Genomic DNA, 16,866 nt, shown 5'->3' with positions numbered 1-16,866 from the left:
TCACAAACCCGGCCGCGGCGCCCCCGCGCACGCTGCCGGGCCATCGAACCCCACGAAAGCCAACCAGCCAACATGCGATTCTCTGTCTACCAGGAAAGCAGGAAGGGCGGCCGCCGCGTCAACCAGGACCGCATGGGCTATTGCTTCACGCGCGACGCACTGCTGATGGTGCTGGCCGACGGCCTGGGCGGCCACGCCCACGGCGAAGTCGCCGCGCAGCAGGCGCTGCAGACCCTGGCGCGCCAGTTCCAGCTGCAGGCGCGGCCCGCGGTGCGCAACCCGGCCGAGTTCCTGCAGGACACCATCATGCTGGCGCACCGCGAGATCCACCGCTATGCCGAGGCCAACCAGATGGCCGACGTGCCCCGCACCACGGTGGTCTGCTGCCTGGTGCAGCACGGCCAGATCCACTGGGCCCATGCCGGCGATTCGCGCTATTACCTGCTGCGCAAGGGCCGGCTGCTGACGCGCACGCGCGACCACTCCAAGATCGAGAACCTGCTGCAGCAGGAGCGCGTGCTGCCGATGGAGGTGGCCAACCACCCCGAGCGCAACAAGCTCTACAACTGCCTGGGCTCGCCCAACCTGCCGCTGATCGACCTGGGCGGGCCGGTGCGGCTGGAGCCGGGCGACGTCGCCCTGCTCTGCTCCGACGGCCTGTGGGGCCCGCTCGACGAGCCGGTGCTGGTGGACAAGCTGTCGCGCTTGTCGGTGGTGCAGGCGGTGCCGGCGCTGATCGACCAGGCGCTGCAGCAGGCCGGCGAAGGTGCCGACAACACCACCGGTATCGCCATGATGTGGGAGCTGGACAACACCACCGCCGGCCAGGATGCGGTGATGACCGACACCCTGCCGCTCAACGCCTTCACCACCTCGATCCTCGAGCGCAACGGCACCGACAGCGACCTGCTGTCCGAGGAAGAGATCGAGCGCTCGATCGCCGAGATCCGCGCCGCCATCGACAAGACCAGCAACCTGATGCGGTGATGGCACCCGCAGGGGCCGGCCGGGGCGGCGCGCCAGCGCACACCGGCCGGCAGCGGTAGAATCGCGGTCTCTCCTCTCTACCCCTTGCGGACAAACCATCTCATGCGACCCAGCGGCCGCGCAGCCGATGCGCTGCGTTCCATCAGCCTTACCCGCCACTACACCCGCCACGCCGAAGGCTCGGTCCTGTGCGCCTTTGGCGATACCAAGGTGCTGTGCACCGCCAGCGTGCTGGCCAAGGTACCGCCGCACAAGAAGGGGAGCGGCGAAGGCTGGGTCACGGCCGAGTACGGCATGCTGCCGCGCGCCACGCATACGCGTTCCGACCGCGAGGCCGCGCGCGGCAAGCAGACCGGCCGCACCCAGGAAATCCAGCGCCTGATCGGCCGCGCCATGCGCTCGGTATTCGACCTGGCGGCGCTGGGCGAATACACCCTGCACCTCGACTGCGACGTGCTGCAAGCCGACGGCGGCACCCGCACCGCGGCCATCACCGGCGCCTTTGTCGCCGCCCACGACGCGGTCGCGACCATGCTGCGCGACGGCCTGATCGCCGCCAGCCCGATCCGCGACCATGTCGCCGCGGTCTCGGTCGGCATGGTCGACGGTGTGCCGGTGCTGGACCTCGACTACGCCGAGGACAGCAATTGCGACACCGACATGAACGTGGTCATGACCGGCAGCGGCGGCTTTGTCGAAGTGCAGGGCACCGCCGAAGGCGCGCCCTTCAGCCGCGCCGACCTCGATGCCATGACGCGCCTGGCCGAAGCCGGCATCGCCCGCCTGGTGCAGCTCCAGCGCGAAGCGCTGGGCCTGGCCTGAGCCCCGGAGCCCGCGATGCAACGCCTGGTCCTGGCCTCCAACAATCCCGGCAAGCTGCGCGAATTCGGCGCGCTGCTGGCGCCGCTCGGCTTTGACGTGGTAACGCAGGGCGAGCTTGGCATCCCCGAGGCCGAAGAGCCCTTTGCCACCTTCGTCGAGAACGCGCTGGCCAAGGCCCGCCACGCCAGCCGGCTTGCCGACCTGCCCGCGCTGGCCGACGACTCCGGCATCTGCGTGCAGGCGCTGGGGGGCGCGCCCGGCGTCTATTCCGCGCGCTATGCGCAGATGGCCGGACAGGCCAAGTCGGACTCGGCCAACAACGCCTACCTGGTCTCGCAGCTGGCCGGCAAGCTGAACCGGCACGCGTACTATTACTGCGTGCTGGTGTTCGTGCGCCACGCCGAGGACCCCTGCCCGATCATCGCCGAAGGGGTGTGGCATGGCGAGGTCGTCGACGCGCCGCGCGGCGCGGGCGGCTTCGGCTACGACCCCCACTTCCTGCTGCCGGCGCTGGGCAAGACCGCGGCCGAGCTGCCGCCGGAAGAGAAGAACCGCGTCAGCCACCGTGCCCAGGCGCTGCGCGCCCTGGTGGCCCGGCTGCAGGCCGAGGCCGCGGAGCCTGCCACCCGATGATTCCGATCGTACCGGCCTCCGCGTCCGTGCCCGTGGACAGCAAGCAGCTGTGGCTCAAGCCCGGGCAGATCAGCCTGCCCGGCTCGCCGCCGCTGTCGCTGTACGTGCATATCCCGTGGTGCGTGCGCAAGTGCCCGTATTGCGATTTCAACTCGCACGCCGCGCCCGGCGCCGACAACCACGAAATTCCGGAAGACCTCTACCTCGACGCGCTGCGCGCGGACCTGGAGCAGTCGCTGCCGCTGGTATGGGGCCGCCCGGTGCATACCGTCTTTATCGGCGGCGGCACGCCCAGCCTGCTGTCGGCGGCGGGCATGGACCGGCTGCTGTCGGATATCCGCGCCCTGCTGCCGCTCGACGCCGATGCCGAGATCACGATGGAGGCCAATCCAGGCACCTTCGAAGCCGACAAGTTCGCCAGCTACCGCGCCAGCGGCATCAACCGGCTGTCGATTGGCATCCAGAGCTTCAATGACCGGCACCTGCAGGCACTGGGCCGCATCCACGGCGGCGCCGAAGCGCGCCGTGCCATCGACATCGCCCAGGCCAGCTTCGACAACATCAACCTGGACCTGATGTACGCGCTGCCGGGCCAGACCCTGCAGGAATGCCAGGCGGACGTCGAGGCCGCGCTGGCCTGCGGCACCACGCACCTGTCGCTGTACCACCTGACGCTGGAGCCGAACACGCTGTTCGCGAAGTTTCCGCCGGCACTGCCCGACGACGACACGGCGTACGAGATGCAGGACTGGATCGAAGCGCGCACCGCCGCGGCGGGCTATCGGCACTACGAGACCTCGGCGTATGCGAAGCCGCATCGCGAGGCGCGCCACAACCTCAACTACTGGCGCTTCGGCGACTATCTTGGCATCGGCGCCGGCGCGCACGGCAAGCTGTCGTTCCCGCAGCGCGTGCTGCGCCAGATGCGGCACAAGCATCCGGCAACCTACATGGCGCAGGCCATGGCCGGCAACGCGGTGCAGGAAGCGCGCGACGTCGGCGCCGACGAACTGCCGTTCGAGTTCATGCTCAATGCACTGCGCCTGACCGACGGCGTGCCGGCCTCGAGCTTCCACGACTACACCGGGTTGCCGCTGCACACCATCAGCAAGCAGCTGGCCGAGGCCGAGAAAAAAGGCTTGCTGGAAGCCGACCTGACCACGATCCGCCCCACCGAGCTGGGCCGGCGCTTCCTCAACGACCTGCAGGAGATGTTCCTGAAGGACTGACCGGCCCGCACACCGGCAGCGATAAAAAAAGGCCACGCTAGCGCGTGGCCTTTGACTTCTGGCAAACGTCAGGCTGGCCGGTCAGTACGGCGTGGCCATGTCGTTGGCGACGCGCGCGCGCATGCCAACTTGCAGGCTGCCCAGGTTGGACTGCGTCACCGTGGCGAGGCGGCCGTCATCCAGCCGCACGTTCACGCGATAGACCGTCTGCGTATTGCTGCCCGCGCGCTTCTCGATCTGGTTGCCGGCCACGGCGCCGACCACGGCACCGCCGATGGTCGCCGCGGTCTGGCCGCGCCCGCCGCCGATCTGGTGGCCCAGCAGGCCGCCCGCGGCGCCGCCGATCACGGTGCCGAGCAGGCCCGAGCTGCCTTGCGTGGTGGTGATCGGCTCGATCGACTCGACGCGCCCGTAGTAGACCGCGCCGGCCGGTGCCTGCGAGGTATGGGGGTTCTGGTAACCCGGGGGCGGCGCGTTGTAGCCGGTGTTGTAGCCCTGGTCGTAGCCGCTGCCGTATGGCGCCGCACAACCGGCCAGCGCAGCCGCCGCGGCCACCGGAACGATCAGCCATGTCTTGCTTGGGGTTCGCATTTTGCGCATTTTGAGTTCTCCTCTGTTGCCAGGCGAAAGCCGGGGATGCGGCACACACCGCAGTGCCCGGTACGACCATATGAGCGCTGGCGCGATATGAAGGTTCCGCCTTGTCAGACAGCGCCCGACAGCACAGCAGAAGATGTGGCAGGAACAACGGCCGCGCCGCTGCCGCGGCGCAAGTGCCATCAGGGCGCCCGGGCCTTGTATAATGCGCGGCCAGACCGTAGCGTCTGCATGCGGCACTGCGCCGGAGGCCTCGTCCTTTCGCGCTACAATGCCCGCACTTTTCCGGAAGCGTGGCCGAGTGGTTTAAGGCAGCAGTCTTGAAAACTGCCGATGGGGTGACCCATCCGTGAGTTCGAATCTCACCGCTTCCGCCAGACAAGAAAACGGCCCGCACCATCGACTGGTGCGGGCCGTTTTTCATTCGGCCTCGTCGTGCAGGTCTTGCTTCAGCAACCGGTAAGCCTCGGCCTCTGATATTCGCAGCCGGTACTTGGTGGCCAGCACGCGTGCCAGCCCGCGGGCCGCGCCCGGAGGGCTGTGGCGCAGTTGCTCGCGGTAGGCCTCGACTTCATAGCGGAGCCGCCAGCGCCGGCTGGCCAGGTAGAGCACGCCCATCAGGCCCCAGCTGCGCCAGAACTGGCGCACGTGGACCTTCTCATGCTCGATCAGCGCCTGGGTGACACCGGGACGCAGCAGGATCAGCGGCCCGGGCGTGAAGCCGTCGAACCCGCGCGGGATCAGCCAGCGGGTTTCGATGACCAGGCACAGGGGCGAGCGGCAGCAGCGGAGCATGCTTCTAGCATAGCGCGCCGGCCGCGCTCGTGGCGTGCACGAGTCCGGTTGCCCGATCAGGCGGCCGCGCGCAACGGCGCGGCGGGTGCCGCCGGGATCGCCGGCATGCCGGCCTGGCCGCGCGAGCGGCCCGAGCTCAGGTAGCCGGCGATCGATTCCTGCGTGACCTCGCCCAGGTAGGCGCCATCGGCGCCCATCACCGGCAGCCAGCTGGTGTTGTGCTGGTACATGCGCGACAGCACGATGCGCAGGTGCTCGTCGAACGCCGCGGTGGCGGCGAACGGGCGCATCGCGTCGCTGCACTGGCCCTGGCCCGACCGTGCGTCGCGGCGCGTGACGTAGCCCAGCGCCACCTGCGCGTCGTCCACCACCGGCAGGTGGCGCACGTCGGCGTCGTCCATCACGCCCAGCGCCTCCGCCAGCGGCATGCCCGGGTGGCAGCTCGGCGGCATGGTGGCGGCATCGCCGGCGCGCACCAGCAGCAGGCGCTTGAGCGTGTTGTCGTGGCCGACGAAGGCCTGCACGAACTCATCGGCCGGGTGCGCCAGCAGCGCGTCGGGGTGGTCGAACTGCACCAGCTTGCCGCGGCGGAACACCGCGACCTTGTCGGCCAGCTTGATGGCCTCGTCGATATCGTGCGAGACCATGATCACGGTCTTGCCGAGCTGGCGCTGCATCTGCAGGAATTCGTTCTGGATGCTCTCGCGGTTGATCGGGTCGACCGCGCCGAAGGGCTCGTCCATCAGCAGCAGCGGCGCGTCGGCCGCCAGCGCGCGGATCACGCCGATGCGCTGCTGCTGGCCGCCGGACAGCTCGCGCGGATAGCGCGACAGCAGCCGGTTGGGATCGAGCTGCACCATCGCCATCAGCTCGCGCGCGCGTTCGCGGCACTGCTTCTTGTCCCAGCCCAGCAGGCGCGGCACCACCATGATGTTCTCTTCGATGGTCATGTTGGGGAACAGGCCGATCTGCTGGATCACGTAGCCGATCTTGCGGCGCAGCGCCACGCCGTCGAGCCCGCGCGTATCCTCGCCGTCGATGCGCACCGTGCCCGAGGTCGGCTCGATCAGCCGGTTGATCATCTTCAGCGTGGTGGTCTTGCCGCAGCCCGACGGGCCCAGGAAGACGCAGATCTCGCCGCGCGGCACCGTCAGCGATACGGCATCGACGGCGCGCATCTCGGTGCCGTCCTTCTGCGGGAAGGACTTGGTGAGTTGGTCGAGTTCGATCATAGACGGATCCCCTTCGGCGTCAGCGCCCGCTGCAACCACTGCAGGAAGGCGTCCGCCACGATGGCGAGCAGGCTGACCAGGACCGCGCCCACCGCCAGCTTGCTCATGTTGCTCTGGCTGATCGCCTGCAGGATCAGCACCCCAAGGCCACCCGCGCCGATGATGGCGGCAATGGTGGCAACCCCGATATTCATGACCACGGCGGTGCGCACGCCGCCGAGGATCACCGGCACCGCCAGCGGCAGGTCCACCAGCCGCATCCGTTGCCAGGTGGTCATGCCGATGCCGCGCCCCGCTTCCTGGATGCCGGGGTCGACATTGGCCAGCGCGGTATAGGTGTTGCGCATGATCGGCAGCAGCGAGTACAGGAACACCGCCGTCACCGCGGGCACGTAGCCGAGCGCATGGCCGAAGCGCGCAAAGATCGGGATCATCAGCCCGAACAGCGCGATCGACGGCAGCGTCAGCACGATCGTCGCCAGCGCCAGCAGCGGTGCGGCCAGCGCACGGAAGCGCGTGATCAGGATGCCCAGCGGCACCCCGATCAGGATCGCCAGCCCCACCGCCGAGCCCACCAGCGCGAGGTGCTCGCCGGTCAGCTTCAGCAGCGTGGGCCAGCTGTGTTGCAGGTATGCGAACAAGTCCATGCGGCCCTCCTCAGATCAGTCCGTGGCCGCGCAGGAAGTCCTCCGCCACCTTGTCCACCGGCTGCTGACCGATGTCCACCTTGTAGTTCATGTCGGTCATGCTCTGGTTGTCGAGCCTGGCCGCGAGCGCGTTGAGCAGGCCCGCCAGTTCCGGATGCTGGTCGAGCACGGCCTTGCGCACCACCGGCGCCGCGTTGTACGGCGGGAAGAAGTGCTGGTCGTCCTCGAGCAGCACCAGGTCGAAGCCCTTGACGCGGCCGTCGGTCGCATAGACCAGCCCCAGCTCCACCTGGTTGTTCTTCAGTGCGGTGTAGACCAGGCCCGGGTCGAGCTGGATCACGTCGCGGCGCGAGAACGGCAGCTGGTACAGCGCCTTGAGCGGCTCCAGCCCGTCCGGGCGCGCGGCGAATTCCATGTCGACGGCGAACGGATGGCTGGCCTCGGCGCCGGCCTTGCGCATCTGCTCGGCAAAGGCCGACAGCGTGGTCGCGCCGCTGGCGGCCGCGCGCTCCTTCGGCATGGCCAGCGCATAGGTGTTGTTGATGCCCGAGGCATCCAGCCACACCAGCCCGCGCGCGCCGTCCATCTGCTTGACGCGCGCATAGCTTTCCTGCGCATCGAGCTTCTCCTCGACCTTGTTGAACACGATCAGCGCGGTGCCGGTGTAGTCCCACACCACGTCGAGCTGGTCGTTCTCCATGGCCTGGCGCATCAGCGTGCTGCCCAGGCCGGCGGTCAGCTCGGCGTCGAAGCCCTTGGCACGCAGGTACCTGGTGGTCATCGATGACAGCAGCAGCTGTTCGGTGAAGTTCTTGCCGCCCACGCGGATGGCGGCGCCCGCGGCCCGGGCCTCGGGCGCGGTGGCCAGCGCCAGGCCGGCGGCGAAGGCGGTCACCGCCGCCACCAGCAGCACGACCCGGCGCGCGCGGCGGCGGATGTATTGCATCTGCTTTTCCATGTCGGTGTCTCCCGGTTCAGCGCGCCAGGCCGCGGCGGCGCAGGTACAGCTGGCCGCCGGCGGCAAACAGTGCATCGAGCGCCAGCGCCAGCAGCGCGGTGGCGGCTGCGCCCAGCAGCAGTAGCGGCTGGTTGTTCAGGTAGATGCCCGGGAAGATCAGCTCGCCCAGGCTGTTGGCGCCGATCAGAAACGACAGCGGCACGGTGCCGACGTTGATCACCAACGCGATGCGGATGCCGGCCAGCATCACCGGCAGCGCGTTGGGCAGCTCCACCCGCAGCAGGCGCTGGGCCGGGGTCATGCCGATGCCGCGCGCCGCCTCCAGCAGCGTGGGCGAGACATTGCGCAGGCCCTCGTAGGTGTTGCGCACGATCGGCAGCAGCGAGGCCAGCCACAGCGCCAGGATGGCGGGCCGCTCGCCGATGCCGAGCACGGCCAGCGCCAGGGCCAGCACCGCCAGCGACGGCACGGTATTGCCGACGTTGAATACCTGCATCAGCCGGTCGGCCCAGCGCCGCATGCACGGTCGGCTCAGCGCGATGCCGGCCGGGATGCCGGTGGCCAGCGCCAGCGCCATCGACAGCACCACCAGCCGCAGGTGGTCGGCGATGTCGTAGAGCAGGCGCTCCTGGTACTGGCGAATCACATCGACGCCGATCCACGCCACCAGTGCGGCCAGCGCGGCAAGCGTCAGTCCTGCCCAGGCCAGCGCCCGTGCCGGTTGCTTTGACATACTCTCCCCTTCTCCGGGCCAAAAGCGCGCAGCAAGCCACTTTCCGGCGACGGAAAACAATATGGGCTGGTGCGTGCGGAGATAGGGCGCCACCAGTCCCGGTTCAGATTGCCTTGCCGCCATGACCGGCACGATTGCCGGCGGACGGTCTGTGGATTCGTCCGCCGTGGGCGGGGAATCTCGATTGACGGGATGCCGTGTTGGCGGCGGTCCCTGAAGCGGCGCAACCGGCGGTGCAAGCACAGCGCGAACGGTTGGCCAGTGGCAGCGCAAGTATTGAAGTTTTCCGACGCGCCGCCGGTCCATCGGCCGTTGACTGGCAAGGGCTGGCGGGACTTTCCCCACCCCGCTTCTCGCATCAACGGATGACAAAGAGAGCGCTATTATAGCGATCTTCACCGATCTTGTCATCTTTGGCCTTTCCGGAGGCGATCTGGCACCGATCTTCGGCCTTCATGCCGCCGCTGTGCGAGGCCCCGGACGCGGCACACGCCGCGCCGCGATCGTTCCGAAATCGGATCGCCGGGCCGCAGGACTTGGCGCACCAGCAGAACAATCTGTTGCCCGTGCGCCCTCTACTCTTTCCCCGCCAAACCACTAAATTGACGAGGTAGCTGAAACGACGGACCGGCGGCCATCGCCGCGCCGGCCGCCCCACAGGAGCAAGACATGGATACCCGTACCCTCGCCACCATTCCCGCCGCCGCCGCGGAAAGCGTGCAGCGCTCGCGCACCGTCGACCGCGTGGTGCGCGGCATCGCCACCTCGGACGGCGCCGGCGTCAAGCTGACGCGCGTGCTGACGCAGAACCTGCAGCGCCGGCTGGACCCGTTCCTGATGCTCGATGCCTTCGGCACCGACAGCAAGGACGACTACATCGGCGGCTTCCCCGATCACCCGCACCGCGGCTTCGAGACCATCACCTACATGCTGGCCGGGCGCATGCGTCATCGGGACAGCGCCGGCAACGAGGGCCTGCTGCAGAACGGCGGCGCGCAGTGGATGGTGGCCGGCGCCGGCGTCGTCCACTCGGAAATGCCCGAGCAGGAAGACGGCCGCATGGAAGGCTTCCAGCTGTGGCTGAACCTGCCGGCCGCCGACAAGATGACGGCACCGTGGTATCGCGACCTGCCCGCCGCCGAGATCCCGACGGTGGCGCTGGAGCATGGCGCCACGGTGCGCGTGCTGGCCGGCGCCAGCCATGGCGTGGCCGGCGCGATCACGCGCCAGGTGACCGAGCCGGTCTACCTGGACGTCGAGCTGCCGGCCGGCCAGGACTTCGCGCAGGCGCTGCCGGCCGGGCACAACGCCTTTATCTACGTGTACCGGGGCGAAGTCTCGGTCGGCGCCGGCGATGACCGCGCCGTGGTCGAGGCGCAGCGCATGGGCGTGCTGGACAACGCCGGCCAGGCTGACGGCGTCATCGTCAGGGCCGAGGCCGACGCGCGCTTCCTGCTGATCGCCGGCCGGCCGCTGAACGAGCCGATCGCGCAGTACGGCCCGTTCGTGATGAACACGCAGGAGCAGATCTACCAGACCCTGGCGGATTTCCGCGATGGGAGGTTTGCGACGAGCGTGGCTGGCAGCCAGGCGTAAAAGACTCGCCGGAGTGCTCCCCTCTCCCATAAATGGAAGAGGGGAGAAAACCCTCGCAGGTACTGCGTCGTCTCAAGACCCAAAGCCGCCGCCTCCACCAGAGGCGGCGGCTTTTTTTCATGCTGCCGCCGGCATGCGACTTGCAACCACCCGCCAACCGTTGCACAGACTGGACACCGGCCCGATTCGGGCCTTCCGGACCCCGCGCACTTATATAATTCGTCACCAATATCCGGCATCACGAACCCATGATGAATGCTGCAATGCGTCGCGGCGATGCTGCGCCACGCACTGCCGCGCTTTGACACATCCCCGTTGCTGCCACCACAACAACCCGAGCCGCCTCAGTGACACCACAACTCCCTCCCCGGCTGGCGCTGGCCCATATCAGCAAGCGCTACCCGGGCGTCGTCGCCAACGACGACGTCAGCCTCAGCGTTGCCCCCGGCGAGATCCATGCCGTGCTGGGTGAAAACGGCGCCGGCAAGTCCACCCTGATGAAGATCATTTTCGGCGCGGTCCGTCCGGATGCCGGCGAGATGCACTTCAACGGGGCGCCGGTCAGCATCGGCAGCCCGCACGACGCCCGCAATCTGGGCATCGCCATGGTGTTCCAGCATTTCTCGCTGTTCGACACGCTCACCGTGGCGGAAAACATTGCGCTGGGCCTGCCGGCCGCACAGCAGGGCAATATGAAGCAGCTGGCCGAGCGCATCCGCGCCACCGCCGAACGCTACGGCCTGCCGCTGGAGCCGAACCGCCATGTGCACACGCTGTCGGTGGGCGAGCGCCAGCGCGTCGAGATCGTGCGCGCGCTGCTGGCCAATCCGCAGCTGCTGATCCTGGACGAGCCCACCTCGGTGCTGACGCCCCAGGCCGTGGAAACGCTGTTCGTCACGCTGCGCCAGCTGGCCGCCGAAGGCACCAGCATCCTCTACATCAGCCACAAGCTCGACGAGATCCGCGCGCTGTGCCATCACGCCACCGTGATGCGCATGGGCAAGGTCACCGGCGTGTGCGATCCGCGCCAGGAAACCGCGGCGTCGCTGTCGCGCCTGATGATCGGCGGCGAGCCACCGCGCGAGGCGCGCGTGGCCGCGCAGCGCGGCCCGGTGCGCCTGAGCGTGCAGGGCCTGTCGCTGCCGCGCGCGCATGCGTTCGCGACCGAGCTGAGCCAGGTTGCGCTCGATGTCCACGCGGGCGAGATCGTCGGCATCGCCGGGGTCTCGGGCAACGGCCAGCAGGAGTTGCTGGCCGCGCTGTCCGGCGAGGACACGCGCGCCGACGCCACCTCGGTGCAGCTCGATGGCAAGCCAGCGGGCCGCCTCGATGCGCGCCGGCGCCGCCGTGCCGGGCTGGCCTTCGTGCCGGAAGAGCGCCTGGGCCGCGGCGCGGTGCCGGGCATGAGCCTGGCCACCAATATCCTGTTGTCGCACCAGACCCCGCCCTATGTCCGGCAAGGCATGATCTCGCCGGGCGCGGCCGGCGGGCTGGCGTCGGCGGTGATCAACCGCTTCCGCGTCAAGGCCAGCGGGCCGCAGGCGCTGGCGCGCAGCCTGTCGGGCGGCAACCTGCAGAAATTCATCGTCGGCCGCGAGATCGAAAGCGGCCCGAGGGTGCTGATCGTGGCGCAACCCACCTGGGGTGTGGACGTGGGCGCCGCGGCGCAGATCCACAACGAGATCCTGGCGCTGAAGGCCACCGGCTGCGCCATCCTGGTGGTGTCGGAAGAGCTCGACGAGCTGTTCGCGATCTGCGACCGGCTGCACGTGATCGCCAAGGGGCGGCTGTCGCCGTCGGTGGCGACCGAGACCGCCACGCGCGAGCAGGTCGGGCTGTGGATGAGCGGCTTGTGGCCAGGCGGGCCGGCCCAGGCCCATGCCGGGGGGGAGGTGGCAAGCCATGGCTGATGTGCGCACCCTGCTGCCCCGTTCCCCCCTGACGCTGGCGCCGCGCGGCATGCCCTCGCGCGCAATGGCCTACGCCTCGCCGGTGCTGGCGCTGGCGCTGACGCTGCTGTTCGGGGCGCTGCTGTTCCTGGCGCTCGGCAAGGATCCCGTGGCCGCGCTCAAGGTGTTCCTGGCCGATCCGCTGCGCGACCAGCGCGCGATCGGCGAGGTGCTGCTCAAGACCGTGCCGCTGGTGCTGTGCGCGCTGGGCCTGTCGGTGTGCTACCGCGCCAACGTGTGGAATATCGGCGCCGACGGCCAGCTGATCGCCGGCGGCATCTGCGCCGGCGCGGCGGTGCTGGTTTTCGATGTGCCGGGACAAACCATGAACGGCACCGTGGTGCTGGTGCTGGCGTCGCTCGCCGGCATCGCCGGCGGCATGGCGTGGGCCTCGCTCACCGCGCTGCTCAAGGACCGCTTCAACGCCAACGAGATCCTGGTCTCGCTGATGCTGACCTATATCGCGCAGCAGCTGCTGCTGTGGGTGGTCAACGGACCGCTGAAGGATCCCAACGGCATGAACTTCCCGCAATCGAAGGTGTTCTCGTCCGAATACCTGCTGCCCAACCTGATGTCGGGCTCGCGGCTGCATGCCGGCTTTGTGGTGATGCTGGTGCTGGTGGCGGTGATGACGGTGTTCGTGTTCCGCAGCTTCGCCGGCTACCGGCTGCAGGTGGGAGGCACCGCGCCGGCGGCGGCGCGCTATGCGGGCTTCTCGGCGCGCAGCGCGCTGTGGAGCGCGCTGCTGATCTCGGGCGCCACCGCGGGGCTGGCGGGCGCGTTCGAAGTGGTCGGGCCGATCGGGCAGCTGCTGCCGTCGATCTCGCCGGGCTATGGCTTCACTGCCATCATCGTCGCCTTTATCGGGCGGCTGCATCCGGTCGGCACCGTGTTCGGCGGCATCATGATGTCGCTGTTCTATATCGGCGGCGAGATGGCGCAGTCGCGCCTCGGCCTGCCCTCGGCCATCGGCTGGGTGTTCCAGGGCATGCTGCTGTTCTTCTTGCTGGCGTGCGACACGCTGATCGACAACCGCCTGCGCTGGCGCGCCACCACGGCCTGAGCGGAGCACACCAAGAACATGGAACAACTCGCCCCCCTCATCGCCACCGCCATCAACGCCGGCACGCCGCTGCTGCTGGCGGCGCTGGGCCTGCTGATCAACGAACGCTCGGGCGTGCTCAACCTGGGCGCCGAAGGCATGATGCTGGTCGCCGCGGTGGCCGGCTTCATGGTCGGCTACCAGACCCAGTCGCCGCTGCTCGGCTTCGCCGCCGGCGCGCTGGCCGGCATGCTGATGGCCACGCTGTTCTCGTGGCTGGCGCTGGTGCTGGCCACCAACCAGGTCGCCACCGGACTGGCGCTGTCGATCTTCGGCACCGGCCTGTCGGCCTTCATGGGCCAGCGCTTCGTCGGTTTCGCCATGCCGGCGCAGGCCAAGGCCGTGCCGGGCCTGGCCGACCTGCCCTTCGTGGGTCCGGCGTTCTTCCAGCATCACTGGATGGTGTATTTCAGTCTGCTGCTGTGCTTCGCCATCATGTGGTTCCTGTTCCGCACGCGCGCCGGGCTGACGCTGCGCGCGATCGGCGAATCGCCGGAATCCGCGCATGCGCTGGGCTACCCGGTGCGCACCATCCGCTTCGGCGCGCTGCTGTTCGGCGGCGCCTGTTGCGGGCTGGCGGGCGCCTACCTGTCGCTGGTCTACACCCCGATGTGGGTCGAGAACCTGGTGGCGGGCCGCGGCTGGATCGCGCTGGCGCTGACCACCTTTGCCACCTGGCGTCCGGGCCGCGTGCTGGTGGGCGCGTGGCTGTTCGGCGCCGTGACCATCCTGCAGTTCTATCTGCAAGGCGTGGGCGTGTCGGTGCCGTCGCAGTTCCTGTCGATGCTGCCCTACGCCGCCACCATCGTGGTGCTGGCGCTGATCTCGCGCAATCCGGCGTGGATACGCCTGAACATGCCGGCGTCGCTGGGCAAGCCGTTCCGCCCCGGCAACGCCTGATCGTTTTTCTGACGGAAATCCCCGAGCCATCAACCATTCACAAAAGGAAAAATCATGATCGTCACGCGCAGGAAGACCCTGGCGGCGCTGGCCGCCACCGCCGTGCTGGCCCTGGCCGGCTGCGGCAAGAAAGAGGCCGACAAGTCCGCCGAACCCGCCGGTGCCGCATCCGCGCCTGCTGCCGGGCAGGCGGGCGAGCCGCTCAAGGTCGCGTTCGTCTATATCGGCCCGGTCGGCGACGCCGGCTGGACCTTTGCGCATGACAACGGCCGCAAGGCGGTCGAAGAGAAGTTCGGCAGCAAGGTCAAGACCACCTTCGTCGAGAACGTGCCCGAATCCGCCGCTGATGCCGAGCGCGTGTTCCGCGACCTGGCCAGCCAGGGCAATAAGCTGATCTTCGGCACCACCTTCGGCTACATGGAGTCGATGCTCAAGGTGGCGAAGGAATTCCCGGACGTGAAGTTCGAGCACGCCACCGGCTTCAAGACCGCCGACAACCTGGCCCAGTACGACGTGCGGACCTATGAAGGTGCCTATCTGGCGGGCGTGGTCGCCGGCAAGATGAGCAAGACCGGCAAGATGGGCGTGGTGGCGTCGGTGCCCATCCCCGAGGTGATCCGCAACATCGACTCGTTCACGCTGGGCGCGCGCAGCGTCAACCCGAACGCCACGGTCAAGGTGGTGTGGGTCAACAAGTGGTTCGATCCGGGCAAGGAGCGCGAGGCCGCGACCACGCTGATCGGCCAGGGCGTCGACATGCTGATGCAGAACACCGACTCCGCCGCCGTGGTGCAGACCGCGCAGGAAAAGGGTGTGCATGCCTTCGGCTGGGACAGCGACATGACCAAGTTCGGCGACAAGGCGCATTTGGCCGCGTCGGTGATCTCGTGGGGCGTCTACTACAACAAGGTGGTCGAAGACGTGCTCAACAACCAGTGGAAGAACAGCACCACGTGGTGGGGCCTGAAGGAAGGCATGATCGACCTGAAGAGCTACAACGCCGACGTGCCGGCCGAGGTCAAGGCGCTGGTCGACGAGCGCAAGAAGGGCATCATCGACGGCACCGCGCCGATCTGGAAGGGACCGATCAAGGACAACACCGGCAAGGAACAGCTGGCCAAGGACCAGGTCGCCGACGACAAATTCCTGCACGGCGTGAAGTTCTATGTCGAGGGCGTGGAAGGCAAGATTCCGGGTTGAGCATCTCGCCGCACCTCCGGAACTTGAAGCCCGCGAGACCGGCCCAACCTCTCTGCGTATGCGCCGGTCTCAGGCGCCCGCCATGTGAAGGAGGCCTCTCATGTTGAAGCGTTTTTCGGCCCTGTGGACGCTGGTTCGCCGCGACGGCCGCCTGTTCTGGTATGCGCTGCGCCACCCGGATGCCCCGGCATGGCTGAAACCGGCGGCGATCGGGCTGTTGCTGTACGCGATCTCGCCGATGGACCTCGTGCCTGACGTCGTCGCGGGCCTGGGCATCATCGACGACGTGGTGCTGATCCCGCTCGCGGTCCACCTGATCCTCAAGCGCCTGCCGCCGCATATCCTGCGCCAGGCGCAGGCACGCGCGACCGCCACCACGGTCCGGCCGCACTGAAGCAACCAACAAAAAATCCCCGGGACACCGAGTGTCCCGGGGATTTTTCATGGACGCGCAAAACGCTTTCAGTGCGGCAGCAGGATGGTCGAGCCGGTGGTCTTGCGCGCTTCCAGGTCGCGGTGCGCCTGCGCCACTTCGGAAAGCGCGTAGCGCTGGCGGATATCGACCTTGACCTTGCCGGTGGTGACGGCATCGAACAGGTCGGCCACCATCGGCTCGAGCAATTCGCGGTGCACCACGTAGGTCATCAGCGTCGGCCGCGTCAGCCGCAGCGAGCCCTTGTTGCCCAGCACCGACAGGTCGAACGGCGGCACCGGACCCGAGGCGTTGCCGAAGCTGACCATGGTGCCGCGCGGCGCCAGGCAGTCGAGCGAGCCGCGGAAGGTATCGGCGCCGATCGAGTCATAGACCGCCGGCACGCCCTTGCCGTTGGTGATCTCCCTGACCCGCTCGACGAACGACTCGCGCGTATAGACGATGGTGTGGGCGCAGCCGTTGGCGCGCGCCAGTTCGGCCTTTTCGTCGCTGCCGACGGTGCCGATCACGGTCACGCCGAGCGCCTTCAGCCACTGGCACGCGATCAGGCCGACGCCGCCCGCGGCCGCGTGCAGCAGCACGGTGTCGCCCGGCTGCACCTTGTAGCTGTCGCGGATCAGGTATTGCGCCGTCAGCCCCTGCAGCATCATCGCCGCGGCGGTGTCGAACGGGATCGCATCGGGCAGCCGCACCACGATGTCGGCCGGCATTACCCGCACTTGTGCATAGGCACCGGTGGGACGGCCGGCATAGGCCACGCGGTCGCCCACGGCGACGTGGTGCACGCCCTCGCCCACCGCCTCGACCACGCCGGCGCCTTCCATGCCCAGCCCGCCCGGCAGCGGCTGCTTGTACAGCCCGGTGCGGAAATAGACATCGATGTAGTTCAGGCCCACCGCCTCGTGGCGCACGCGCACTTCGCCGGGGCCGGGGTCGCCCACCTGTACATCGACCCACTGCATGACTTCGGGACCGCCGGTCTGCTCGATCCGGATGGCTTTGCTCATCTGCGTCGCTCCTTGTTTTGGTGAGGCATCGATCGGGAATGCGGGG

At 68.4% G+C, this 16,866-nt stretch carries 17 protein-coding genes and 1 tRNA gene; 11 read left to right on the top strand and 7 right to left on the bottom strand.

Features of this window, described 5'->3' with window-relative positions; all coding sequences use genetic code 11:
• Nucleotides 1–72: 72 nt before the first annotated feature.
• From C7416_RS11095 to hemW, 4 genes are all read left to right on the top strand, one after another.
• Nucleotides 73–987: a PP2C family protein-serine/threonine phosphatase gene (locus C7416_RS11095; RefSeq protein ID WP_111519004.1), complete on the top strand. Its 915-nt coding sequence runs from the start codon at nucleotides 73–75 to the stop codon at nucleotides 985–987.
• A gap of 102 nt (nucleotides 988–1,089) precedes the next feature.
• Nucleotides 1,090–1,809, top strand: coding sequence for a ribonuclease PH (gene rph, locus C7416_RS11090; RefSeq protein ID WP_111519003.1), 720 nt, complete (start codon nucleotides 1,090–1,092; stop codon nucleotides 1,807–1,809).
• 15 nt (nucleotides 1,810–1,824) lie between these two features.
• Complete coding sequence (gene rdgB, locus C7416_RS11085) at nucleotides 1,825–2,442, top strand: RdgB/HAM1 family non-canonical purine NTP pyrophosphatase (RefSeq protein ID WP_111519002.1); 618 nt, start codon at nucleotides 1,825–1,827, stop codon at nucleotides 2,440–2,442.
• Complete coding sequence (gene hemW / locus C7416_RS11080) at nucleotides 2,439–3,671, top strand: radical SAM family heme chaperone HemW (RefSeq protein ID WP_111519001.1); 1,233 nt, start codon at nucleotides 2,439–2,441, stop codon at nucleotides 3,669–3,671. The genes rdgB and hemW overlap by 4 nt, the downstream gene beginning before the upstream one ends.
• Before the next feature lie 81 nt (nucleotides 3,672–3,752).
• Here the strand turns inward: hemW and C7416_RS11075 are convergent, their stop codons facing one another.
• Nucleotides 3,753–4,262, bottom strand: coding sequence for an outer membrane lipoprotein (locus C7416_RS11075; RefSeq protein WP_111519067.1), 510 nt, complete (start codon nucleotides 4,260–4,262; stop codon nucleotides 3,753–3,755).
• Nucleotides 4,263–4,555: 293 nt separating this feature from the next.
• Here C7416_RS11075 and C7416_RS11070 point away from each other — a divergent pair.
• A tRNA-Ser gene (locus C7416_RS11070) sits at nucleotides 4,556–4,645 on the top strand.
• Nucleotides 4,646–4,688: 43 nt separating this feature from the next.
• Here C7416_RS11070 and C7416_RS11065 read toward each other — a convergent pair.
• From C7416_RS11065 to C7416_RS11045, 5 genes are read right to left on the bottom strand one after another with little or no spacing between them, the layout of a single operon-like run.
• Complete coding sequence (locus C7416_RS11065; RefSeq protein WP_111519000.1) at nucleotides 4,689–5,063, bottom strand: hypothetical protein; 375 nt, start codon at nucleotides 5,061–5,063, stop codon at nucleotides 4,689–4,691.
• Between the two features lie 56 nt (nucleotides 5,064–5,119).
• Nucleotides 5,120–6,295: an osmoprotectant ABC transporter ATP-binding protein OsmV gene (locus tag C7416_RS11060; RefSeq protein ID WP_111518999.1), complete on the bottom strand. Its 1,176-nt coding sequence runs from the start codon at nucleotides 6,293–6,295 to the stop codon at nucleotides 5,120–5,122.
• Nucleotides 6,292–6,942 carry an ABC transporter permease gene (locus C7416_RS11055; RefSeq protein ID WP_111518998.1) on the bottom strand — a complete coding sequence of 217 codons (651 nt, stop codon included), beginning with the start codon at nucleotides 6,940–6,942 and terminating at the stop codon, nucleotides 6,292–6,294. Before C7416_RS11055 ends, C7416_RS11060 begins: the two co-directional genes overlap by 4 nt.
• A 10-nt stretch (nucleotides 6,943–6,952) precedes the next feature.
• On the bottom strand, nucleotides 6,953–7,888 hold the full coding sequence (locus C7416_RS11050; RefSeq protein WP_111519066.1) for a glycine betaine ABC transporter substrate-binding protein: 936 nt from the start codon (nucleotides 7,886–7,888) through the stop codon (nucleotides 6,953–6,955).
• 28 nt (nucleotides 7,889–7,916) lie between these two features.
• On the bottom strand, nucleotides 7,917–8,633 hold the full coding sequence (locus tag C7416_RS11045) for an ABC transporter permease (RefSeq protein ID WP_111518997.1): 717 nt from the start codon (nucleotides 8,631–8,633) through the stop codon (nucleotides 7,917–7,919).
• A gap of 669 nt (nucleotides 8,634–9,302) precedes the next feature.
• Here C7416_RS11045 and C7416_RS11040 point away from each other — a divergent pair.
• The 6 genes from C7416_RS11040 (at nucleotide 9,303) to C7416_RS11015 (ending at nucleotide 15,774) form a co-directional block, all read left to right on the top strand.
• Nucleotides 9,303–10,229, top strand: a complete 927-nt coding sequence (locus C7416_RS11040) for a pirin family protein (RefSeq protein ID WP_111518996.1) — start codon at nucleotides 9,303–9,305, stop codon at nucleotides 10,227–10,229.
• A 347-nt stretch (nucleotides 10,230–10,576) separates the two neighbouring features.
• On the top strand, nucleotides 10,577–12,139 hold the full coding sequence (locus C7416_RS11035) for an ABC transporter ATP-binding protein (protein ID WP_111518995.1): 1,563 nt from the start codon (nucleotides 10,577–10,579) through the stop codon (nucleotides 12,137–12,139).
• Nucleotides 12,132–13,241, top strand: coding sequence for an ABC transporter permease (locus C7416_RS11030; protein WP_111518994.1), 1,110 nt, complete (start codon nucleotides 12,132–12,134; stop codon nucleotides 13,239–13,241). Before C7416_RS11035 ends, C7416_RS11030 begins: the two co-directional genes overlap by 8 nt.
• Nucleotides 13,242–13,259: 18 nt before the next feature.
• On the top strand, nucleotides 13,260–14,180 hold the full coding sequence (locus tag C7416_RS11025; protein ID WP_018006998.1) for an ABC transporter permease: 921 nt from the start codon (nucleotides 13,260–13,262) through the stop codon (nucleotides 14,178–14,180).
• A gap of 54 nt (nucleotides 14,181–14,234) precedes the next feature.
• Nucleotides 14,235–15,380 carry a BMP family ABC transporter substrate-binding protein gene (locus tag C7416_RS11020; protein ID WP_111518993.1) on the top strand — a complete coding sequence of 382 codons (1,146 nt, stop codon included), beginning with the start codon at nucleotides 14,235–14,237 and terminating at the stop codon, nucleotides 15,378–15,380.
• Between the two features lie 100 nt (nucleotides 15,381–15,480).
• Entirely contained in the window at nucleotides 15,481–15,774 is a 294-nt protein-coding gene (locus tag C7416_RS11015) for a YkvA family protein (protein ID WP_111518992.1), read from the top strand.
• Between the two features lie 68 nt (nucleotides 15,775–15,842).
• Here the strand turns inward: C7416_RS11015 and C7416_RS11010 are convergent, their stop codons facing one another.
• On the bottom strand, nucleotides 15,843–16,820 hold the full coding sequence (locus C7416_RS11010) for a quinone oxidoreductase family protein (RefSeq protein WP_111518991.1): 978 nt from the start codon (nucleotides 16,818–16,820) through the stop codon (nucleotides 15,843–15,845).
• Nucleotides 16,821–16,866: the final 46 nt, after the last annotated feature.

Origin of the sequence: Cupriavidus phytorum, from assembly GCF_003254285.1 — a bacterium.
GTDB lineage: Bacteria > Pseudomonadota > Gammaproteobacteria > Burkholderiales > Burkholderiaceae > Cupriavidus > Cupriavidus phytorum.
This window is presented reverse-complemented; position numbering and strand designations above follow the sequence as displayed.